This is a genomic window from Pedobacter montanisoli (genome assembly GCF_022809115.1).
GTDB lineage: Bacteria > Bacteroidota > Bacteroidia > Sphingobacteriales > Sphingobacteriaceae > Pedobacter > Pedobacter montanisoli.
On sequence record NZ_JALGBH010000001.1, the window covers coordinates 54809 to 77460 of the forward strand.

The 22652-nt window shown below is 37.4% G+C and carries 23 protein-coding genes; 7 read left to right on the forward strand and 16 right to left on the reverse strand.

Annotated features, from left to right (window positions below; translation table 11 throughout):
- The first annotated feature begins 1 nt into the window (after position 1).
- Positions 2 to 2665, forward strand: a complete 2664-nt coding sequence (locus MMF97_RS00235; protein WP_243357479.1) for a CHAT domain-containing protein — start codon at positions 2 to 4, stop codon at positions 2663 to 2665.
- Here MMF97_RS00235 and MMF97_RS00240 read toward each other — a convergent pair.
- Positions 2654 to 3394 (reverse strand): tetratricopeptide repeat protein, encoded by a 741-nt coding sequence (locus MMF97_RS00240; protein WP_243357480.1) that lies wholly within the window; start codon positions 3392 to 3394, stop codon positions 2654 to 2656. The genes MMF97_RS00235 and MMF97_RS00240 overlap by 12 nt on opposite strands.
- 483 nt (positions 3395 to 3877) lie before the next feature.
- Positions 3878 to 6754, reverse strand: a complete 2877-nt coding sequence (gcvP, locus tag MMF97_RS00245) for an aminomethyl-transferring glycine dehydrogenase (RefSeq protein ID WP_243357481.1) — start codon at positions 6752 to 6754, stop codon at positions 3878 to 3880.
- A 229-nt stretch (positions 6755 to 6983) separates the two neighbouring features.
- Between gcvP and MMF97_RS00250 the strand changes: the two genes are divergently transcribed.
- The gene (locus tag MMF97_RS00250; RefSeq protein ID WP_243357482.1) at positions 6984 to 7553 is read left to right on the forward strand and encodes a thioredoxin family protein; all 570 of its coding nucleotides are present in this window, start codon (positions 6984 to 6986) and stop codon (positions 7551 to 7553) included.
- A gap of 129 nt (positions 7554 to 7682) precedes the next feature.
- Here the strand turns inward: MMF97_RS00250 and MMF97_RS00255 are convergent, their stop codons facing one another.
- From MMF97_RS00255 to MMF97_RS00265, 3 genes are read right to left on the reverse strand one after another with little or no spacing between them, the layout of a single operon-like run.
- Positions 7683 to 8240, reverse strand: a complete 558-nt coding sequence (locus MMF97_RS00255) for a hypothetical protein (protein WP_243357483.1) — start codon at positions 8238 to 8240, stop codon at positions 7683 to 7685.
- Positions 8237 to 9151, reverse strand: coding sequence for an EamA family transporter (locus tag MMF97_RS00260; protein ID WP_243357484.1), 915 nt, complete (start codon positions 9149 to 9151; stop codon positions 8237 to 8239). The genes MMF97_RS00255 and MMF97_RS00260 overlap by 4 nt, the downstream gene beginning before the upstream one ends.
- A 1-nt stretch (position 9152) precedes the next feature.
- Complete coding sequence (locus MMF97_RS00265) at positions 9153 to 9869, reverse strand: pyridoxine 5'-phosphate synthase (protein WP_243357485.1); 717 nt, start codon at positions 9867 to 9869, stop codon at positions 9153 to 9155.
- Positions 9870 to 10082: 213 nt separating this feature from the next.
- Here MMF97_RS00265 and MMF97_RS00270 point away from each other — a divergent pair, with 213 nt between their 5' ends.
- Positions 10083 to 10976, forward strand: a complete 894-nt coding sequence (locus MMF97_RS00270) for a polysaccharide deacetylase family protein (protein ID WP_243357486.1) — start codon at positions 10083 to 10085, stop codon at positions 10974 to 10976.
- A 209-nt stretch (positions 10977 to 11185) separates the two neighbouring features.
- Here MMF97_RS00270 and MMF97_RS00275 read toward each other — a convergent pair whose 3' ends face one another.
- From MMF97_RS00275 to MMF97_RS00290, 4 genes are all read right to left on the reverse strand, one after another.
- On the reverse strand, positions 11186 to 11521 hold the full coding sequence (locus tag MMF97_RS00275; RefSeq protein ID WP_243357487.1) for a DUF6370 family protein: 336 nt from the start codon (positions 11519 to 11521) through the stop codon (positions 11186 to 11188).
- A gap of 119 nt (positions 11522 to 11640) precedes the next feature.
- Positions 11641 to 12957, reverse strand: coding sequence for an adenosylhomocysteinase (ahcY, locus tag MMF97_RS00280; RefSeq protein WP_243357488.1), 1317 nt, complete (start codon positions 12955 to 12957; stop codon positions 11641 to 11643).
- Between the two features lie 169 nt (positions 12958 to 13126).
- Positions 13127 to 14761 carry an ABC-F family ATP-binding cassette domain-containing protein gene (locus MMF97_RS00285; RefSeq protein WP_243357489.1) on the reverse strand — a complete coding sequence of 545 codons (1635 nt, stop codon included), beginning with the start codon at positions 14759 to 14761 and terminating at the stop codon, positions 13127 to 13129.
- Positions 14762 to 15013: 252 nt separating this feature from the next.
- A complete protein-coding gene (locus MMF97_RS00290; protein ID WP_243357490.1) occupies positions 15014 to 15742 on the reverse strand; it encodes a 3-keto-disaccharide hydrolase in 729 nt (242 codons plus the stop codon).
- Positions 15743 to 15887: 145 nt separating this feature from the next.
- On the opposite strand from MMF97_RS00290, the gene MMF97_RS00295 reads away from it, so the two are divergent.
- From MMF97_RS00295 to MMF97_RS00305, 3 genes are all read left to right on the forward strand, one after another.
- On the forward strand, positions 15888 to 16214 hold the full coding sequence (locus tag MMF97_RS00295) for a DUF2752 domain-containing protein (RefSeq protein WP_243357491.1): 327 nt from the start codon (positions 15888 to 15890) through the stop codon (positions 16212 to 16214).
- A gap of 5 nt (positions 16215 to 16219) precedes the next feature.
- A complete protein-coding gene (locus MMF97_RS00300) occupies positions 16220 to 16663 on the forward strand; it encodes a CCC motif membrane protein (protein ID WP_243357492.1) in 444 nt (147 codons plus the stop codon).
- 104 nt (positions 16664 to 16767) lie between these two features.
- Complete coding sequence (locus MMF97_RS00305) at positions 16768 to 17178, forward strand: BrxA/BrxB family bacilliredoxin (protein ID WP_243357493.1); 411 nt, start codon at positions 16768 to 16770, stop codon at positions 17176 to 17178.
- Between the two features lie 57 nt (positions 17179 to 17235).
- Here the strand turns inward: MMF97_RS00305 and MMF97_RS00310 are convergent, their stop codons facing one another.
- Positions 17236 to 18213, reverse strand: a complete 978-nt coding sequence (locus MMF97_RS00310) for a hypothetical protein (protein ID WP_243357494.1) — start codon at positions 18211 to 18213, stop codon at positions 17236 to 17238.
- A 203-nt stretch (positions 18214 to 18416) separates the two neighbouring features.
- Between MMF97_RS00310 and MMF97_RS00315 the strand changes: the two genes are divergently transcribed.
- Entirely contained in the window at positions 18417 to 18935 is a 519-nt protein-coding gene (locus tag MMF97_RS00315; protein WP_243357495.1) for a GNAT family N-acetyltransferase, read from the forward strand.
- Between the two features lie 33 nt (positions 18936 to 18968).
- Here the strand turns inward: MMF97_RS00315 and MMF97_RS00320 are convergent, their stop codons facing one another.
- The 6 genes from MMF97_RS00320 to cdaA form a co-directional block, all read right to left on the reverse strand.
- The gene (locus MMF97_RS00320; protein WP_243357496.1) at positions 18969 to 19847 is read right to left on the reverse strand and encodes an alpha/beta fold hydrolase; all 879 of its coding nucleotides are present in this window, start codon (positions 19845 to 19847) and stop codon (positions 18969 to 18971) included.
- A gap of 10 nt (positions 19848 to 19857) precedes the next feature.
- Positions 19858 to 20340 (reverse strand): SRPBCC family protein, encoded by a 483-nt coding sequence (locus MMF97_RS00325; RefSeq protein ID WP_243357497.1) that lies wholly within the window; start codon positions 20338 to 20340, stop codon positions 19858 to 19860.
- 17 nt (positions 20341 to 20357) lie between these two features.
- Positions 20358 to 20711: an ArsR/SmtB family transcription factor gene (locus MMF97_RS00330; RefSeq protein WP_243357498.1), complete on the reverse strand. Its 354-nt coding sequence runs from the start codon at positions 20709 to 20711 to the stop codon at positions 20358 to 20360.
- A 90-nt stretch (positions 20712 to 20801) separates the two neighbouring features.
- Entirely contained in the window at positions 20802 to 21173 is a 372-nt protein-coding gene (locus MMF97_RS00335) for a DUF1801 domain-containing protein (protein ID WP_243357499.1), read from the reverse strand.
- Positions 21174 to 21255: 82 nt separating this feature from the next.
- Complete coding sequence (locus MMF97_RS00340; protein WP_243357500.1) at positions 21256 to 21804, reverse strand: GNAT family N-acetyltransferase; 549 nt, start codon at positions 21802 to 21804, stop codon at positions 21256 to 21258.
- 15 nt (positions 21805 to 21819) lie between these two features.
- Entirely contained in the window at positions 21820 to 22611 is a 792-nt protein-coding gene (cdaA, locus tag MMF97_RS00345) for a diadenylate cyclase CdaA (RefSeq protein WP_243357501.1), read from the reverse strand.
- Positions 22612 to 22652: the final 41 nt, after the last annotated feature.

Sequence of the window (22652 nt, forward strand, 5' to 3'; positions counted from 1 at the left end):
AATGCGTATCATAAAGTTAATTAGCTTGCTGGTTCTCTTATACTGTTCAACAACATTTGCACAGTCTGGCCAGGTTACGCAAAAACTTAAAACATTTAAAACAGCAGATAACCTTACCGAATGGATTTATGAAAGATTAGCTTATGTAAATGAAGATCCAATAAATAGAATTGTTTTTTTAAATCAAACCCATCAGCAGGTATGGCGACAAGCTAAAAACGATGACGAGTATTATGCCTGGCTTAACCTTTTAAGTACCGAAGGTTATATCCATTTATTAAATGCGGATATTTTAGGTTCCATTTCTGCCTACGAAAAAGCGCTTAAATATTATCGTGACCATCAAATTCTCACTTACGATATCTTTGAATATGTGCTCAAACCTTTAACCAATAATTATACACGTTTAGGTGATTACGATAAAGCGCTCTACCTTCTGCAAATCTCTATCGATTATTTAAAACAAGATCCGGCATCAGCCAATATCAGGGCAGGTTTGTATGGGAATATAGCCATCTGTTACCGTTCAATGGGTAATTTAGCTTTAGCTCAGCAAATGACGAGCAATGGACTTCAGCTTGTTAAAAATGATCAGGATGCGCTTTTAATGCTAAAAAATATACAGGCAGATATTCTATTTGAAAAACATGAGCTTATTGAGGCTGCCCGTATTATAGACCAGAATATTCAAAGGATAGGTCAGATTACCGCCCAGAATGCCTATACAACAATGGGTACTTTTGCTACAGCAGGCAACATTTATCTGGCACTCAGGCAAACTGCCAAAGCAAAAACTTATTTCAATAGAGCTTTAGCGCTTTTAGATCGTTTTTATTCCAATACCCGTTTAAGAGAAAGGGCCAATATCTATACGCAATTAGGAAACATAGAATTAATTGATAGCAACTACTCAAAAGCTCTTGCTTTTTTTAACCGGACTTTAACTACCCTTAAAGTTGCTGATCAAACAGGAAAACTTTTCCATGATCGTATTTACGGCGACAATAAACTGGTTGAAGTATTTACCCTGATGGCCAAAGCTTATGTACACTTAGAGCAGTATGATAAAGGATTGGATTTAATTAAGCTTTCTCTGCTCTCTGCTAATAAGATTAGAAATGAATTTACCGATGATCTGACCAAACAGCGCTTGCAGGCATCATTCAAAAACATTGCTGAACAGGGAATAGATTACTGTTACGAAAGGTATGCACAAACTAAGGACAAAAAATACCTGAAACCTGTATTAGATTTTATGGAGCAGACGAAAAGCAGAACTCTGCTCGATCATATCCAAAATACAGCCTATAAATTATCTGAGCATACAAAAGATCCGCTTTTTAATCAAAAGAAAAGCATTGAAAGGGCCATTGTTTATCAGGAAAAAGAAAATTTGGAAACAGGACGAACAGATCGTTCTGCTTCATTGAATAAATTAAAATTTGAGCTGGCTCAGGTAGAAAAGCAACTCAGACAAAAGTATAAACAACTTAATGCCTCGGCTGTAACCTATAATCAAACTGTTAATCTGTCTGCTTTAACCGATGCTAAAATATTAAGCTATTTCTGGGGAAATAAAAACATTTACCTGATAGAAATTGATCACCAACAATTGACAAATCTCATCCGCGTTGAAGAAGCTCCTCAAAAACAAATACTGCTTGAGCAATTTATCCAGGATTATTATAAGAATGGTCCGCAAAAGGCCTTAAACAATCCTGAAAGTTTTTTTAAAGATTCACATCAAATCTATCAGGTTTTTTTAGGAAAAGTAACCATTAAGCCTGATGAAATGCTTACCATTATACCCGATGAAACCTTAAATTACCTTTCTTTTGATGGCCTGATCACCGACAGTAATTTTGGTTATCGGATTAGCCAATGGCCTTTTCTAATTAAAAATAGTACACTTAAATACGCTTTCTCTCTCCATACTCTTTTAGCGAAATACAAAGAAAGCGGCTCTATAAAATTTACAGGATTATTTATTACACATGAACAAGGTAACCAAACTATACTAGAATCTGTAAAAGAAGAAGCTACGAGTTTAAAACAAGTTTTAAGTGGAAAATTTATTACAGATGCAGCTATAAACCGTAAAAACTTTAATGATGTCTTTGAACGCAGTGGTATATTACATATTGGTACACATGCTTATTTGAGTGGAGCACATTTAGAACCTACCTTAGATTTAGGTACTGAAAAACTTTACCTCTTTGAACTGGCTGGCAAAAAAAATGCACCTGCTCTCATTATACTTACAGCATGTAAAACTGCAGATGGTTTTTTAGCTAACGGAGAGGGCGTCATCAGCTTTTCCCGTGGGTTTAATGCTATGGGCACACCTTCGGTTATTGCAGGTTTATGGAATGTTAATGATAAGGCTGCAGCTCAGATCAGTAAAAATTTCTACCAGTATCTGTCACAAGATAAAAGTGGGGCAGAAGCATTGCATCTGGCTAAACTGGCATGGTTAAATCAGACACAGCCCAATGATGCTTATTATCTTCCCTATTACTGGGACAGTCTGATCTATAGTGGCAAAGACCAGCACATCAAAATAAAAAAGGCATCCGATCCTGTTATAATGTGGATCGGATGCCTAAGTGTACTTATTGTATTAAGTGCTATCCTTATATTTAAATGGAAAAATTTAATTAGATAGTACCGACATCAATTCTTGAGATGAATTATATTCAGGAGCTGCTTTTTTAACACGACCTAACCATTCCATAGCAGTTTTATGATTACCTTCTTTAACGTAGGTAAGCCCCATAATATAAGCAGATAAACTGGCGTATTTAGACGACTGGTTATATACAGGAGCCAGTACGTCCTTTACGGTTTCATTACAATCAGTAGCAAGTAGGGTCATCGCATAATAGTTAGCCAATCTGATATCATCAGGATTTTGCCTGTATGCTTTGGCAACAATTTGTTTAGCCTCATAGTATTGTCCATCATCAAAGGCTATAGCTGCTTCTTTAAAATCAGGATATGGAGCAAGTTCTAACGATTTAACAATAGCTTCATTACTGAACTGGTACTTAGGATAGGTACCCGGTTTCCAGGCAACCCATAAAAATACAACCACCAGTACTAAGGCGGTAAGGCCTAAAAAAAGCTTAAAATTAATTTTCTTCGATACTTTTACAGCTTCTTCCATAACATAGCTTTGCTCGTGAGATAATACGTTGTTTACGTTCTTATCTCCAATAGTCGAGCCAAACTCATTATTGAATATTTTTGAACTAAATGTGAGATTGATCTGTTTATAATATTGCAAAAGCTGCTGCAATTCTTTATCATAAGGTAAAATGCTCTCAAATTCATTAAATTCCACATCAGTTAGATCTCCCTCTACGTAACGTGCAGCCAACAAAACCTTATCCATGCGCCAATAATTTAGATAAAACACTAAAAAACAATTTGTTATAAAAAAACAAGCACATTACTTTTTAGCCTTAAAGCAATGTGTTTGTTTTAATTTTTGAGAGAGCCAATTTTTATAAACCTTATGGGTTTAAACACTAACGGGGGTATAATAGGTAAATATTTCTACAACAAATCTCGAATAGTGTATTTTTTTACACAATTTAATTGTTAGAAACTATTTAATCAAATTTTAAAGATAATAATCAAAAGATTTGAGGAAATTTCTTTAAATAGAGTAAAAAATTCCCCAACCAACCCCAATCCAACAATCCCAGCAGCAAAAAAATATAGTAAGTGTCCGTAATCAGACTCGCATCACTTTAGGAGCTCAGTGTTTCTATCTATTTTTAAGACAAATGCTCAGAACCTTTATTACATTAAGCAACAAAAAAGGCCTGTGTTTTCACACAGACCTTTTATTATTCTTTATATTGAATTTCAATTATGCAAATGCTTCTTCCATATAGCTTTCTATTGGAGGACAAGCACATACCAATGAACGGTCGCCATAGCTATCATTAACCCTTCCAACAGATGGCCAAAATTTATAAGCCGCTACATAAGGAAGTGGAAAAGCTGCAGTTTGACGACTGTAAGTATGCTCCCAATCATTTCCGGTTACTACCGCAGCAGTGTGTGGTGCATTTTTTAAAGGATTATCTGTTTTATCTAATGCTCCGCTCTCTACTTCACCAATCTCTTTTCTGATTGCAATTAACGCATCGCAGAAACGATCAAGCTCATGTTTAGGCTCACTTTCTGTTGGCTCAACCATTAAAGTTCCAGCCACAGGGAAAGAAACTGTTGGTGCATGGAAACCGTAATCCATTAAACGTTTAGCAATATCAACCACCTCAATACCAAAATTCTTAAATGCACGGCAATCTAAAATCATCTCATGTGCACAACGACCATTAGCGCCAGCGTACAATACAGGATAATGTTGCTCTAAGCGTGCTTTCATGTAATTGGCATTTAATATGGCATATTGCGTAGCATTTGTAAGCCCTTCACCTCCCATCATAGCAATATAAGCATGAGAAATCAACAAGATAGAAGCCGAACCCCAAGGCGCAGCAGATACCGCATGAATTGATTTCTCTTTACCAATGTTTACCACAGCATGTCCCGGCAAATATTTAACCAGATGCGCAGCAACCCCAATTGGTCCCATACCTGGGCCACCGCCACCATGAGGAATACAGAATGTTTTATGTAAATTTAAGTGACACACGTCTGCACCGATGTTTGCCGGGCTGGTTAAACCTACCTGAGCATTCATATTAGCACCATCCATATAAACCTGTCCGCCATTTTCATGGATGATATTACAGATTTCTACTATACTTTCTTCAAAAACACCGTGTGTAGAAGGGTAAGTTACCATTAAGCATGAAAGATTTGCTGCATGTTCCTGAGCTTTTGCCCTTAAATCTTCTACATCGATATTACCATTCTCCAAAGATTTAACCACTACAATCTTCATTCCGGCCATTGCTGCAGAAGCAGGATTAGTACCGTGTGCAGAAGCAGGAATTAAAGCAATGTTACGATGATGATCGCCACGATCCTGATGGTAAGCTCTGATAACCATTAAGCCTGCATATTCGCCCTGAGCACCTGCATTTGGCTGAAAGCTCATTGCTGCAAAACCTGTAATCTCGCTTAACCATTTATCTAACTCATCAAATACCCTGTAATAACCTAATACCTGATCTGCAGGTGCAAATGGATGTATCTTGCCAAACTCAGGCCAGGTTACAGGAATCATTTCTGTAGTTGCGTTCAGTTTCATTGTACATGAACCCAAAGCAATCATTGAATGGCACAAAGAAAGATCTTTGGCCTCTAATGATTTGATATAGCGCAACATTTCATGTTCCGAATGATGCGAATTAAACACCGGATGCGTTAAATAAGCACTGCTACGTTGTAATTGTGCAGGAATAGTTGTCTCTACGTTTTCAACAACATTTACGCTGTCTGTAGCAATCGCTTTAACTTTAGAGAAAATGCGTACCAAAAGTGCCACATCTTCAAAATTGGTGGTTTCATCTAATGAGATGTTCACCAAAGTCCCTTGATAATTTAAGTTAATATTGTTGTCTAAGCAGTCTTTATGTATTGCACCACTTAGGTCATTTAATTCTACCTGAATGGTATCAAAATAAGCTGTATTCGAAACTTTATAACCAATTAGCTTTAATGATTCGGCTAAGCTTACAGTTAAACCGTGTACCCGTTCAGCAATGGCTTTTAAGCCTTTCGGCCCGTGATAAGCTGCGTAAAATCCAGCCATAATAGCCAATAAAGCCTGGGCTGTACAGATATTAGAAGTAGCTTTATCTCTGCGGATATGCTGCTCGCGGGTTTGCAGAGCCATACGCAGGGCATAATTGTTATTGCTATCAATCGTTACCCCTATTATACGTCCCGGAATTGAACGTTTATATTCTTCTTTAGTTGCAAAATAAGCCGCATGCGGACCTCCAAATCCCATTGGAACACCAAAACGCTGTGTAATACCCACAACCACATCTGCGCCCCACTCTCCCGGAGGAGTTAACAACGTTAAACTTAAAAGATCGGCAATTACGGTAAGCTTGATACTTTGCTCATGTAAAGCAGATGCAAAATCTCTGTAATCATAAACCTCACCGTTTGCAGCAGGATATTGTACTATAGCACCAAAGAAATCGGCATTTGGCACAAATTCTTCATGGCTACCGATTACCAGTTCTATACCAAAAGGATTGGCACGGGTTTTTAAAATATCAATGGTTTGAGCAAAAATAGCATCAGAAACAAAATATTTATTGCCTTGCCCGTTTTTACGTAAACTGTATTGCATAAACATGGCTTCGGCTGCCGCAGTACCTTCATCCAGTAAAGATGCGTTGGCAATCTCCATACCTGTAAGGTCAATTACCATCGTTTGAAAATTCAGCAAAGCCTGTAAACGACCTTGGGCAATTTCTGCCTGATAAGGCGTGTACTGCGTGTACCATCCCGGGTTTTCAAAAACGTTACGCAAAATAACGCCCGGTGTAATGGTATCATAATAACCCTGACCAATGTAAGATTTGAAGACCTTATTTAATGAAGCAGTTTGTTTCAAAGCTGCCAGGTAATCTACCTCCGATTTAGCTTTAGGTAAATTTAAAGGCTGTTTTAACCTGATGGCCGCCGGTACAGTCTGTTCAATTAATTCGTCTATTGATTTTACACCAACGGTTTTTAGCATTTCCGCTGTATCAGCCTCATTTGGAGCAATGTGGCGATCTTTAAAATTTTCCTGGTAATGGATATTTAAGCTCATGGAATAATCGCATTTTTAATGCCGCAAAGGTACGGATTTAAAAGAGATAAATAAAGCTTTGCAAATATTATAAAGCAATAATTACACAGCTACAGCGCTCATGTATTACAACTGCTTATGCAATGCACTCACAACATTCTTAAAAAGAATATATTTTCAATATCAGGTTTCTTTTCAGCAACTTATATTTTCAGATTTTATGTAATTTAGATCTATAAATCTCATAAAAATGAAAGCAAAAAGTCTATTCCTTTCCATTGTCATTCTGCTCACTTACAGCTTTAACACAATGGCTCAAACTAAATTAACAGCCGGCGATATTTTAAATGAAGCCATGAAAGAGGCCAAGGCCACTCATAAAAAGGTTTTCATCAAGTTCAGCGCTTCGTGGTGCGGCTGGTGCCATAAAATGGACGATAGCATGAAAGATCCTAGCATTAAAGCTTATTTCGATAACAACTTTGTGATGCGCCAACTAATTGTGATGGAGAACAAAGACAAAAAAGATTTAGAAACGCCTGGTGCTGAGGATATGATAAAGAAATACAATAGTGAGGGCTTTGGTATTCCTTTATGGTTCATCTTTGATGAGAACGGAAAACTACTGGCCGATTCTCATATCCGTCCTGAAGGAACTGGTTTTGAAACCAAAGGTACTTCTATTATTGGCTGCCCGGCTTCTGAACCAGAAGTGGCTTTGTTTATTGACATTCTAAAATCGACTACCAAACTAAAAGAGGCAGAGCTTAAGAAAATTTACGGGGTTTTTAGAAAAAATGACCCTCAGTATAAGGGGTAATCATTAGATATATTGTAAGAAGCTGTTTACTCTACTAAAACGTCATCCTGAACTTGTTTCAGGATCTTGTAATTAAAAGATTCCGTATCGAGTACGGAATGACGAAAAATTAAACACAGCTTCTTACCCTTAGCGGGTTACGCTCCAACCCGTTTCCTTCTTGTATTTTAAACGGTAGGTTTTATTGATAAAATCTGCACTGTCATCAGGGTTTTTCTCAAAGAAAGAGAATGGTGTATTGACCTTTTTTAACGTTACCGTAATTTTTGCACTGCTACTGTTCACCATCGAAAAATCAACGGGTTTCTCATCAGACAGCTCGTAAACTACCGCTTTTACCGTTGCATTATCTTTTTGCTGTTTCAGCACAAATGCGCTGGCTTTATCTGTAAGCTTAACCATATACACGAAACTGCTGTCTTTTGATAGGAATTTCTTTTTAGCATTAACTCTTGTTAAACCAATATACCCCTCCTGTTCCAGCTTCTGATAAACTTCCAGTTCTTTGTATTCTTTCTCTGAATTAAATTTTAGTTCTCCCACCGAAACCTTTCCTGTTTTATATTCAGGATTGCTTTGCAGGTATTTGGTAACTTCTTTACCCGCCTCATCGGCATTGATACTGGTCTTATCTTTACATGAAACCGCAATCAGGGTTATCAGCGCAAGAAATACAATCTTTTTCATGGGCTTTTTATTTTAAATTTATCAGCCTTTTTTAAATTTTCCAAATTAGGCAAAATCATCGAACCCAGAATAACTGCTACACCTAACCATCTTAATAAGCTCACATTTTCATGCAATACCAAAGCCGACATGCTTACGGCTACAGGCAATTCGGCCGAACTTAAAATAGAACTTAAGGTTAAGCCTATTTTAGGAATACCGCTTGCAAAACATAAAGGAGGTATCACCGTGCCAAACACAGCCAGGATCAATCCCCATTTTAAAAGACTTCCGCCCAAAGCTCCATTTGTTAAAAAGTGAGGGGGTAAAACACAAAAAATCAAAATACAGGCCCCGGTAATCATCAATGCACTTTTCTTTAGCGGCGGATACTCATTCCCCAATTTACCATTCAGCATTAAAAATATAGCATAGAAAAATGCGGCCAGCATACCAAAACCAATCCCCACAGGATTTAGCTTAACATGACTGGTTTCAAAATAGCCACTTGCGGCAACCGTACCAGCCAAAATAAGAAAAATAGCCATTACCTGTAATGTATTGGGCTTTTTCTTATAAATAACCAATTCCAGCAATACGCTTATCCATACAAACTGCATCAATAAAATAATGGCAACAGATGCAGGAATATATTTTACACATTGATAATAAGTAAGACTTACCAAACCAGTAAAGGTACCTGCCAACATCAGCTTAAACCAATGTGTTACGATTACAGGCTTAGGCTTATCTTTTGGCTGTGCTTTTTGTTGTATGGCATAAATTGTCCATAATAAAACTGCACCAAATAGCGCCTGCGTACCCGTTACATCTCCTAAGGTATAACCTTCGGCATAAGCCAGTTTAACAAACGTGGAAAGAATACCAAAACTACATGCGCCCAACAGCACCAATAAAATCCCTCTTAGCATATTAGGCGAGTTGTTTTAAGTATAACTGAACTGTATTTTCTAAACCATAATACAAAGCATCGCAAACCAATGCATGACCTATAGACACTTCTAGCAAATTGGGGATCTGTTGTGCAAAGTATTTTAGATTATGTAAATCCAGATCATGTCCTGCGTTTAAACCCAAACCTAATTCTTTAGCTTTATATGCAGCGGCCATATAAGGTGCTATAGCTTTTTCGCGATCTGTATGATAGTGTTTAGCGTAATCTTCCGTATAAAGTTCAATACGATCTGTTCCGGTAGCCAAAGCGCCTTCTACCATTTCTACAACCGGATCAACAAAAATAGAAACTCTTATACCTTCCGATTTAAAGAGTGCTACCATTTCCTGTAAATAGGTCTGATGTTTAATGGTATCCCAACCATGATTTGATGTAATCTGGCCTAAAGCATCGGGAACCAAGGTAACCTGTGCTGGTTTGTTCGCCAAAACCAGGTCAACAAACTTTTGCTCACGACAATTGCCTTCTATATTAAATTCAGTAGCAATTACTTCTTTAAGATCAAATACGTCCTGGTAACGGATATGGCGCTCGTCTGGGCGTGGATGTACAGTTATGCCCTGCGCACCAAAGCGCTCGCAATCTAAAGCTACCTTAACCAGATCTGGGTTATTTCCACCCCTACTGTTACGTAAAGTAGCTATTTTATTGATATTGACTGATAGTTTTGTCATGTTGCAAAGTTAGCTTAATGTTAGAACACTATTGTAATTTCTATGAAAAATACCCTAACTTAATGCATTTAAGTTATACGGAATCAATCTTATACTTGTTTCATCTATTGTATGTTATTAAAGCTGTTTTACCAAAGTCTGTCTTTAAGACTTAAGTTAATTGTGCTCTGTTGCTGCTTTTTCTTAAAGAGTAATGCCCAATATGCTGAAGATTTGAGTGCATATAAAGCCATTTATGCCTTAGCTGTTAACAATAGCGAGAAATATATTGCCATTAGAAGTTTTAAATCGAACCAAAAGAAATACTTGTTGCTGGTAGATCTGCAAAACCTGAAAACCAAGATAGAAACTGTAGAACTTTATCAGTTAAGCAATGTAGATTTTAGCAACATTAGAGCTATGTTCAAAAATTCGCCTTATGTAAAGGTGATGGAAAGCATTCTTTCTAACGATAAGGCCATACAAAACTCAGGATTGAATATGCCTTTAAGTGGCAAAAACGGAATTACTTTAACCGTTGATCTGTGCCCTTCGCACAAAGAAATGGACCGGGTAATTGTAAGCGATCTGCTGTCGAGTTTTAAAAATGCACAGCCTATTCCTATTTCTTTTTCCATATCGGGCAAATGGCTATTGAAACATCAAGCTGATTTTGACTGGCTCAAACAACTTCAGGATAAAAAACAACTGGCTATTACATGGATCAATCATTCCTATAACCACAAGGTAAATGAGCTTCCCCTTTCTCAAAATTTCATGCTGGCAAAAGATACAGATGTGCAGGCCGAAGTACTGGAAAACGAACAATTGCTTTTAAAAAATGGCATTGTACCTTCAGTTTTTTTCCGCTTTCCGGGATTGATTTCTAATCAGAAACTGGTTGAAAAAATCATGCACTTTGGTTTGATACCCGTTGGTTCTGACGCTTGGCTAGCTAAAGGTGAAAAAGCAAAAAACGGAAGTATTGTATTGATCCACGGCAATGGCAATGAAGAGCCTGGCGTAAAAGATTTTATTGCTTTGCTGCAAAACAAAAAGAGTGATATTGTTGGCAGGCAATGGTCTTTGTTTGATCTTACGCAGGGTATTTTGTCTTCGTTTAAATGATATTTGAGTTGAAAGTAGAAAGTTGTAAGTTAAAAGTCTAAAGCGGAAAGCAGAAAGCCAAAGACGATCAACGAGAGGGGGAAATGAAAAGTTGTAAGTTAAAAGTCTAAAGCGAAAAGCAGAAGCCAAAAACGAAAGACGATCAACGAGAGGTGGAAATGAAAAGTCTCACATCTCCTATCTAAATACTAATATCTAAATACTAACACCTATTTATCCTCTTTTATTAATTCTATCTTATCAGCCTTGAACCTGCCATTGATAATTTTACCTGTTACGTTGGCTTTACTTACTGCATTGCAAAAACCCTCATCACCGTGTGCATCTCCAAAATCATCTATTTTTCTGCCATCCACAAAATAAGGTTTTCCATCGATACGTACGGCCAAATCACAGCTTTTGCCTTTCATTTTAAACTGGCACTCTCCGCAGGCAATTTCAACCACTTGATTGGTAATGGTTTTAGAAACTGTTTTCTTGGTTTTAGTTTGTGCATTTGCGCCTAAACCTAAGCCCAAAAACAGCAAAAATATAAGTTTTTTCATTGCTCTTTGTTTTTATAACGCAAGGTAATCTTAATCACAGAACACACCAAAAGTTTAAAAATTATATAACAAAAAAGGGACATACTCAGTATATCCCTTTATCAGTAGTTAAACTGGAATTAATATCTGTAAGCTTCTGGCTTGTAAGGGCCTTCTACTTTAACACCTATATAATCGGCCTGATGCTGATCCAAAGTATCTAGCTCAACACCAATTTTAGCCAAATGTAAACGTGCTACCTTTTCATCTAAATGCTTAGGTAACACATAAACTTTGTTCTCATACTGACCAGAATTTGTCCAAAGCTCTAACTGCGCTAAAGTTTGGTTGGTAAATGAGTTACTCATTACAAAACTTGGGTGACCAGTTGCACAACCTAAGTTTACCAAACGACCTTCTGCCAATACAATTACATCTTTACCATCTATGGTATATTTATCTACCTGAGGTTTGATCTCAACTTTGGTATGTCCGTAATTTTGATTTAACCAAGCCATATCAATCTCGTTGTCGAAGTGACCGATGTTACATACTACAGCTTTATCTTTCATGGCTTTAAAGTGCTCGCCACGAACAATATCACAGTTACCTGTAGTAGTTACAATGATATCTGCTTCTTTTACAGCGTTAGCAAATTTCTTCACTTCATAGCCTTCCATTGCAGCTTGTAATGCACAAATTGGATCAATCTCGGTAACGATTACACGTACACCTTGTGAACTTAATGAAGCTGCAGAACCTTTACCCACATCGCCATAACCAGCAACAACCGCTACTTTACCTGCAAGCATTAAATCTGTTGCTCTACGAATTGCATCAACAAGAGATTCACGACATCCGTATTTGTTATCGAATTTAGATTTGGTAACCGAATCATTTACGTTAATAGCTGGTAAATGCAAGGTTCCGTTTTTCATGCGCTCATATAAACGGTGTACTCCTGTAGTGGTTTCTTCTGATAAACCTTTAATTCCAGCAATCAGCTCAGGGTATTTATCAAAAACCATATTGGTTAAATCTCCACCATCATCTAAGATCATATTCAACGGTTGACGCTCTTCACCAAAATGAAGGGTCTGCTCAATACACCAGTCAAATTCTTCGGCTGTTAAACCTTTCCAGGCATATACCTGAATACCCGCAGCAGCAATTGCCGCAGCAGCATGATCTTGTGTTGAGAAGATATTACATGATGACCAGGTTACTTCTGCGCCTAATTCAACCAAAGTCTCAATTAGAACAGCTGTTTGGATAGTCATGTGCAAACATCCTGCAATACGTGCACCTTTAAGGGGTTTAGATTGACCAAATTCTGCTCTCAACGCCATTAAACCCGGCATTTCGGCTTCCGCCAATTCGATCTCTTTGCGGCCCCATTCCGCCAGTGAAATATCCTTAACTTTATAAGGAATGTAAGTAGTCTCTACTGATGACATATTTTTTATTTTTTAATTAGGCTACAAATTTACGGTATAGCTTTGTGAATACCAATTATAAACACATAGGCACTTAGCTTTTTATACAAAAAATTGACAAGTATTCGTTCTAAAAAACTGTAGGCCAAAACTAATGTACTATCTATGTATCTACATGTTAATTAAAGTTTTATGACTTCTCAATCTCCTTCAGGCTACTCATTTTTTTGTATTCTAAGAAACCTTTGATGTCTTCAAAGTGTTCGCGAACACGCTTATTACCAAATTCAAATACTTTATTAGCTAACCCATCTAAGAAATCTCTATCGTGAGAAACTAAGATTAAAGTACCATCAAAATCTTGCAATGCTTCTTTGATAATGTCTTTGGTCTTCATATCCAAGTGGTTGGTAGGCTCATCCAGGATGAGCACGTTTACCGGTTCTAATAGAAGTTTAATCATGGCTAAACGTGTTTTTTCTCCACCAGATAATACTTTTACTTTTTTGGTTGTATCATCTCCACTGAACATGAATGCACCTAGCAGATCTTTGATTTTTACCCTTACATCACCAACTGCAATTTGATCAATCGTATCGAAAACCGTTAAGCTTTCATCTAAAAGAGAAGCTTGATTTTGAGCAAAGTAGCCGATTTTGGCATTATGCCCAACTTTTAACGAACCCTCAAAGTCAATCTCGCCCATAATGGCTTTAATCATGGTCGATTTACCTTCGCCATTTTTACCAACAAAAGCTACTTTTTCTCCTCTCTCAATCACCATCGATGCTTTTTCGAACACCACATGGTCACCGTATGCTTTAGTCAACTCTTCAACAATTACCGGATACTGGCCAGAACGTGGCGAAGGCGGGAATTTCAATCGCAAAGCTGAAGTATCTACTTCGTCTATTTCTATCACTTCGAGCTTCTCCAGCATTTTAACCCGAGATTGCACCTGCAATGTTTTAGAGTAAGTACCTCTAAATCTATCAATGAACTCTTGGTTGTCGGCTATGAAACGTTGTTGCTCTTCATAAGCTTTTAATTGGTGCTGACGACGCTCTTGACGCAATTGTAAATAATGTGAGTACTTCGCTTTGTAATCGTAAATACGTCCCATGGTTACCTCAATGGTACGGTTGGTAATGTTATCTACAAAAGCACGGTCGTGGGAAATCACGATAACTGCTTTGGCCGATGTAACCAGGAAATCTTCCAGCCACTGAATACTTTCAATATCCATATGGTTGGTAGGCTCATCCAGTAAAATTAAATCAGGTTTTTTTAAGAGGATTTTAGCCAGCTCTATACGCATACGCCATCCACCAGAAAACTCTGATGTTGGACGGGTAAAATCGCTACGTAAAAAGCCTAAACCTTTGAGTACCTTCTCTACTTCAGCATCATAATTGGTTTCTTCTATAGAATAGAATTTCTCGCTGAGTTCTGATACACGTTCGATTACTTTCATGTAATCGTCGGTTTCATAATCGGTACGGGTTTCTAACTGCTTGTTAAGGTCTTCTAGCTCATCACGCATCTGATACACTTCTTCAAAGGCTTTAGAAGTTTCTTCGAATACCGTTAAATGGTCTTGTGTTAATAAATGCTGAGGTAAGTAGGCTATTACTGCATCTTTTGGTCCAGTAACATTGCCACTGGTAGGTTGCCCTACACCAGCTATAATTTTCAATAGCGTTGATTTTCCTGCACCATTTTTGCCCATCAGGGCTATTTTATCGTTTTCATTGATTGAGAAAGAAACATCACTGAAAAGAGTTGTCCCTCCAAAAGAGACAGAAACATTATTTACGTTGATCACGAGTTGTACTTATTAAATATCGGCGCAAAGATAAGCGTATCTGTGAGCTAACAAGAAATAATATCTAATGATGTGGTATGAATTACAAACTACTTAAATTTCGTTCTTTTTTGCTTGTCAATCTGAGCTTTGTCGGTCTGAGCTTGTCGAAGACCTCTATTGAAAAATGTTTCGACAAGCTCAACATGACATCTGTACTCTTCACTTTGCAATAGAACAGTATCGGCATGAAAGGACATTTACATTAAATTTCTACAGCTCCCTGATCCAGATATTTCTGAAACTGATCGGCTCGCTTGGATCGCCATGATCCTGCAATTTGATGGGTAATGGCCCATGTACTTTCTGGTAAGAAGGTTTACCAATGTATTGTGTTGGCCCGGTAAGCTCTACATTATTCTGTACCAGAACGCCATTAAAAAATACGGTAACTCTCGCTGCCGATTTCAGGCTACCATCTGCATTAAAAACGGGAGCTGTCCAAATTACATCATACACTTGCCACTCGCCCGGTTTTCTGGCCGGATTGGCCAAAGGCACAAACTGCTTATAGATACTGCCCGCCTGTCCGTTGGTATAAGTATCATTATTGTAACTGTCTAATATCTGCAATTCATAGCCATCATCGCCACCACCCGTAGAAGCTAGGAACAATCCGCTGTTACCACGTCCCTGCCCTTTTCCTGTAATATTTTCAGGTATCCTCCATTCAAGGTGTAACTGGTAGTTGCCAAAAGAACGCTTTGTCTCAATATTTCCGGTTCCTTTCTTAACTGTAAAAATACCATCAGCTACTGTCCACATAGCTGGTTTGGTTTTATCTTTTACCGAAACCCATTCATCCAGGTTTTTACCACCAAATAAGATAATTGCATCAGAGGGAGCTTCTCCCTGTGTTTTTGCCGGATTTACTTTTAGTGGTACAGGTTGGTAAACTTCTGTATCTTGTGGTTTCTGAGCTTTGGCTATATTAAAAGCCATAATCAAAGTTATGCAGGGTATAAAAATTCGTTTCATATAAATCGACCGGATATTTAAATTTTCAAAAATTTTAATGCAATTTAAAGATTTGAAATTATGTTTATGCTCTCAAGAGATTATTATTCTTAGCTTTTTACGTTGAAACATGCTTTTATTATCAAGTAACCATCAGTTATTGCAATGGCTCGAAAGTCATCTGTTAAGCTGTCCTTTTAAGCGGCTAACCAGTCTTGATTGCCCGGGTTGTGGTTTTCAGCGTTCGGTATTGAGTATTTTAAAGGGCAATTTTATAGAAAGTTTTAAATTCTATCCGGCTACTATACCTTTTTTTGCTTTAATCGTATTTGTCTTTCTACATCTTAAATTCAATTTTAAAAACGGCGCATTTTTTATTAAAATTCTTTACATTTTCATCAGTATGATTATTGTAATTAATTACATTTACAAAATAAAAACTCACCAGCTTCATTAAAACCTATGTCAGAAGAAACGCAAACGCCCTCTAACCCTGAATCTAACCCACAAGGGCAATCTCAAGGACAAAATCCTTACCCTCCTAATTTTCAGCAACAGCCATTTGGTTACCATTACCAGCCGGCATTACCTAATGCTACCGCTGGACTTATATTAGGTATTTTATCTATTGTAAGTTGCTGTTGTTACGGAGTTCCGGGAATTATTTTTGCCGTTATTGCTTTGGTTTTAGCCAAAAAAGACAAACAGCTTTTTGCTGTTAATCCCATGTGGTACAGCCAAAGTTCTTTCAAGAATTTAAATGCGGGCAGGGTGTGTGCTATTATAGGTTTATCATTAAGCATCTTGTATTTATTATTTTACATATTGTTTATCGTATTATTTGGGTTTAGGGCAATTAATAACCCTGATGATGTGCAGGATCTTTTAAATTCATTTGACATTTGATCTTAAAATAGCAGACCGTCAGGTATTTGTTAATTTACAGACTATTCTTTTGCACTCTATTTTGTTTAGTTATCTTTGCAGACTGATAAAAAATTAATACAAGCATGTATCCAGAATATTTAGTTGCACCAATGCGTGCCGAGCTAACCAATGTTGGCTTTGAAGAATTAAAAACTGTTGAAGAGGTAGACTCTGCAATTAAAAGTGAAGGTACTGTATTTGTTGTGGTAAATTCTGTTTGTGGTTGTGCGGCAGCAAATGCACGTCCGGCAGCAAAATTAGCCGCAGCTAATACCAAACATCCCAACAAATTGGTAACTGTATTTGCCGGAATGGAAAAAGATGCAGTTGACAGAGCTAGATCTTATATGATGCCTTTTCCACCTTCATCGCCTTCTATGGCTTTGTTCAAAGATGGTAAATTGGTTCATATGATAGAACGTCACCAGATTGAAGGTCGTCCGGCACAGATGATTGCCGACAGCCTGATTGATGCTTTTGATCAACATTGTTAACAGATAAAGAAAACAAAAAAAGGGGCAAAGATTAATCTTTGCCCCTTTTTTTATGGATTATGGTTTGGCTTTACTCAGATGTGCTAGAAAGAACCTGATTACTTCGAGATTAATTTCTGAAGTAGTCCAATGCCCTACTTTTTCATAGGTCTTAAATTTTGCGCCTACGCCTTCCTGTTCGTAAATGCTTTGGCAGTTTTTGTACCTACTTTGCACATCACTACCTAAAAAGATATTGATCAGATCTTGCTCTTTCTTATTGTAAGCATCGTCATATTTAACAGCATCATTATCATCTAATGCGCCCATATAAATGAACTGAGAAATAGCTTTATAGGTTTTCTCATCAAAATCATAGCCGGCTATTTTCTTAAAATCAGCTAGTCCTAAAGGATAGGCAAACTTCTGACCCTTATAAGTTTTTAAAGGGAGCATCAGTTCTCCGTTAAATCCACCCATGGCAGCAGCTTTGATCAGTTGCGGATGCAAATACAAAAAGCGGTTGGTAAATGTGCCCGATGCCGAAAAGCCATTCATAAATACTTTATCTTCTACCTGAATATCCATCTGTTTTAATCTTTCTTTAGCATCAGCTATCATGGCTACCAGCTGTAAGTCGAGGCGTTTCAAATCTGTTGCTTTTTCCAGCATTACATCCCTATCTAAAGCATGACTGTAAACCAGAGGTTTTGATTCCAATCGCGGAAATACAGGCACCAATAAGGGCACTTTAATTTCTGTTGAAATGTTATTACCTATAGAGCTTATTGCAGCCTGAGCTATAGCACTTTTACGATGATCTTCTATGTTATCGCTTAGTTTGCCTGTATTGTTGGGTTCTACTAAAAGACAATTCAGTTTTTCTTTATTTAAGCCTTTGGGTACAAAAAGTATATAAGCATTATTAAATCCTTTTTTCGGATTGGCCTCAACAATAACCAAGCTGTCTTTACGAAATATGCTGTTTTTCAATTGTTCCTGTGCGCTTGCAAAGAGAGGCAACAACAGCACAAGAAGTACGTTAATCTGTTTCATTTTCATGTATGTTAGGTTTATTAAGTATTGGATTTCAAACTGGTACATTTATTACAAACAATCTGATTAATTATAGATGAGATCAAACTATTTTATTGCTGTTCTGCAGAGATAGTATGGCTTGCCATTTCGATTTATTAAAATCTGATTACATTTTTAAGCTGTCATAAAGGTATTTTTGAACTGTAAAATAGATGAACGGCATGGAGCAAATAACGATTAGGCAGGCAAGTATAAATGACCTGGAATTATTGCAGGAAATTGGCAGACAGACTTTTTCTGAAACTTTTTCGGCAGAAAACTCTGCAGAGAATATGACTAAATATTTAGAAGAAAGCTTTGCAGCTAACAAACTAGGTGCTGAACTGAACAATAAGGATTCATATTTCTATTTTGCTGTATTTGACCACAGGGTTATCGGATATTTAAAACTCAATACCGGACAATCGCAAACCGAAGCCCAAGTCGATAAAGCACTCGAAATTGAACGCATTTATGTTTTACAAGAGTTTCATGGCAAAAAAGTGGGGCAATTACTTTATGATAAAGCGATGGAAGTTGCGAGCCAGATCAATGCTTCTTATGTGTGGCTTGGGGTGTGGGAACAAAATCTGAGAGCGCTTAAGTTTTACATGAAAAATGGTTTTGTTGAATTTGACAAGCATATTTTTAGGTTAGGCAATGAAAAGCAGACAGATCTTATGATGAAAAAAGTGATGTAATTGACTGTAGCATTTCATTGCTTCTGCTACAGATTATTTATCCAGAAAATTCTCGATAATCGGCACTATAAAATCGGTGTTTTTATAACCAGGCTTTAGCGTGGTAATCTCACCTATGTATTCGCCATGTCCACCCGGTACAATAACCAATTTGCTTTGGGGTACCAATCTCGACATAGCGACAATATGTTCTGGTAAAGCCACATCTTCATTACCATTAATAAACATGACCTGCGATTTAATGGCTTTTAATTGCTCATCTGGAAAATCTTTGAAATTGTTCATCCTTGCTTCACATTTCAAATTCATGTTCATAAGCTTGCTGCTGTCAGGATTTACCGCCATAAAGGCATCTTTATAAGGTTGCGGCATTTGCGCAAATGTTGCATTTTTCATGAACTCCCAAAACTGCGGAAAAGTTCCATCTCGCTTCAATAATACGGATGCAGCAATGATCTTACCTGATATTTCTGGGTGTCTTATAGCCATTTGTATCGCCGTCATTCCGCCATTGCTAAAACCAAATATATCTCCTTTAGCAATACCCAGATTTTTCATCAGTACTGCAACATCATCTGCATCCTGCTCAAAAGAGATCGGAGTATTTCTGTCGCCTGTACGTCCGTGAGCTTGGAGCTCAACACAAATAAGCTGCCTGTGTAAAGCAAGCATGGGCATTACCCTGCCAAATGTAGTTTGTATTGTAGAACCTCCGCCATGAAGGAGCACAAGCGGATGCCCCTTTCCATAAATCTCATAATACATTTTAATGCCATTAACTTCCGAATAACCTTTGCGGGGACTAAGGATCCGATTTGTTTTTGCTTTCATCTGATCGTGCTTAACTTGTGATCTAACTGTAGCCATACACCACAACAATATTGCCATAGTGCAAACAACTATTTTTTTCATATGCCTAGTTTTAATCCAAAATTGTTCTCATATGATTGAGCATTTGCAACCAGCTTGGATATGCGCCCGTTCTTTGAGCCAGTTCCTGCGAAACCGTCTGTCTTAACTGCAATTTCGTTTTTCCATTTTCTTCTGTAAAAGTTACCGTAACCAAGGTTGCACCCGGCCAGTTCGGATCCATTCCTATAGTGGCAGGATCAATAGGCTCACCATTCTCATCGGCATTAACCAAAGTAAATACAAGTTTTGTATAAGGTGCTACCTCTTTATATTCGCCTATGCACCAGCAATCGCCAAACTGCGGATTGGAAATGCAGGAATGAAATTGTCCACCTGTTTTAACTTCAATTTTTTTAAAATGAATACTGCAACCATCGGGCGCATACCATTGTATTAATTTTTCAGGATTGGTCCATGCGCTGAAAACTCTTTCAGGGCTTGCATTAAAGGTTTCTTCTATAAAAACCTCTTTTTTATTTACACCATTTTCCATTTTATTCTTTTTATCTGTTAATATTCTTTTTTATCACTATTCATGTGCTTCGCTTGTATTTCTTCCTGTTCTACAAATTGTTTCAGGGCATTTAATCTTCCTTTCCATAATTTGTGATACTGCTCAACCCACTCATGCACTTCGTTCAGTTTTTCAAGTTTAGCTTCGCATAAACGCTCTCTACCTGATTGTTTAATATTGAGCAAACCACATTCTGAAAGAATTTTAAGGTGCAGAGAAACAGCCTGACGGCTTACCTCAAATTGCTCTGCAATAGTATTAACATTAACGGGTTCTTTGGCAATCATTCCTATAATTGCCCTTCTGGTAGGATCGGCTATGGCCTGAAAAACATCTCTGCGTGCTTCCATATTATGCAAGTATTTGCTTGCAAATATAAAAGCAAGTATTTACTTGCGCAATTATTTTTTAATTTTTTTTCTGAAAGAAGTTTTAGCAGGCTAGTTCGCTTTCAATTCTATTACTCCTGTCTGGTATAAATTGATGGCTTTTTGTATAATGGCCTGAATGCTAGTTAAAGGTAAATCCTCATTGGGATCAAACAACCATATTTTCATTCGTGAACGCTTTTCTTGAACCAAGAATATTTCTTCAAAATGCTTTCCTTCAACTATGCCAATATAAGGTTGACGATATTTTTTATGTACCCACAAGTAGCAGAACATTTTTCCTTTATAGCTGAAAAAAGGCATTCCGTATTTCAAGGATGCTGAAATGTTTTGATCTTGATTGAGTATAATACTACGAAGTGCCAGCAGACAGCTTTTTATGGGCTCTTCATGTTGTTCATAAAAGTTTTCTAATGCATTCATCTTCGAACAAATTTAGTAGGAGGCTCGAACAAGCTTCCCTTCCTTAAAGGCCGTTTTTTATACTATTATTTTGTCAATCAAATTATTTTTTTGCTCTCTTTTGTTCAAACTCCGTCTTTAATATTTTGTACCAATTATGTGGAGTTCCTTCAAAATCAAATTCCTCAATAAAGTGTAAGCCTACTTTCTTTAAGATTTTATTTGAGCCTTCATTAGCAACATCAGCCAGTGCATAAACTTCATTAAGCCCCAGCTCATCAAAAGCATATTTCAGTGATGCCAATGCTGTTTCTGTTGCAATACCTTGCCCCCAATGTTTCTTTCTCAACCGGTAACCCAGATCGTAAAAATTGATGTGATGATTGATTTCGTCTTTAATGTATTTCAATCCAGTCCAACCTATAAATTCATGGGTGCTTTTATCAATAACAGCCCAACGGCCTATTCCATTATCTGTATATTGCTGCCTGATAAAACTGATCATCTCAGCAGCCTGCTTTTTATCTGTTACAGGTTTATTTCCCAAATATTTGTGTACTTCGGGATCTGAATCCAAGTCATACATTCCTTCAAGATCTTCGGGAATTATTTCTCTTAAGATGCACCTTTCTGTTTCTGCAAAAATTTTCATGTGTATGCTAATCGACTAGAAATCTTTATTGAGCAATTTTTCGAGCTCACCAAATGAAACGTTCATGCGTACGCGTCCTTGTTTGGCATAAGCGATTTCGCCGGTTTCTTCAGAAACAATCACAGCTACCGCATCGCTCAATTCTGATACACCTATACCTGCCCTGTGTCTTAAACCAAATTGTGGCGGCAGTTTATCGTTATCGGTAAGTGGTAAAATACAGCTTGCACTTTTGATCTTGTTCTCCGAAATAACTACTGCTCCATCGTGCAGCGGGCTATGTTTTTGAAATATACTTTCTAACAATCGCTTAGAAATCTTACCGTCTATGACCTCGCAGCTATTGGTAAAAAACTCTTCATCATAATATTTCACAAACACAATCAAAGCTCCTGTACGGGTCTTTTTCATGGTTTTACAGGCATCAATGATCGGCTTAATCCTTAACAGGTTGTCACGTTCTATATCTTTACTTCCAAATAAGCGGCCCCACCAGGCTTTATTCTTCTGCAAGAAAGTGCTTTTACCTATATGGAGCAAAAACCGCCTTATTTCGGGTTGAAATATAATCACCAGCGCAATAATACCCACACTCATAAACTTGCTGATAATAGCTGTGAGCAGGTTCATATGCAGGCTACTAACTACGTAATAAGCTATGAGAATGATGAACATTCCCAGTATCAGGTTTACAGCCAGCGTGTTGCGCACAAGGCTGTAAATGTAGTATACCAGAATAGCCACCAGCACAATATCAATGGCATCGAGCCAGTTGAATTTTAAGAAATCGAAATCAAGGCCTTTCATTTGTTTTACAAGATAGGGAAAATTAGGTTAACTGTAGGTAG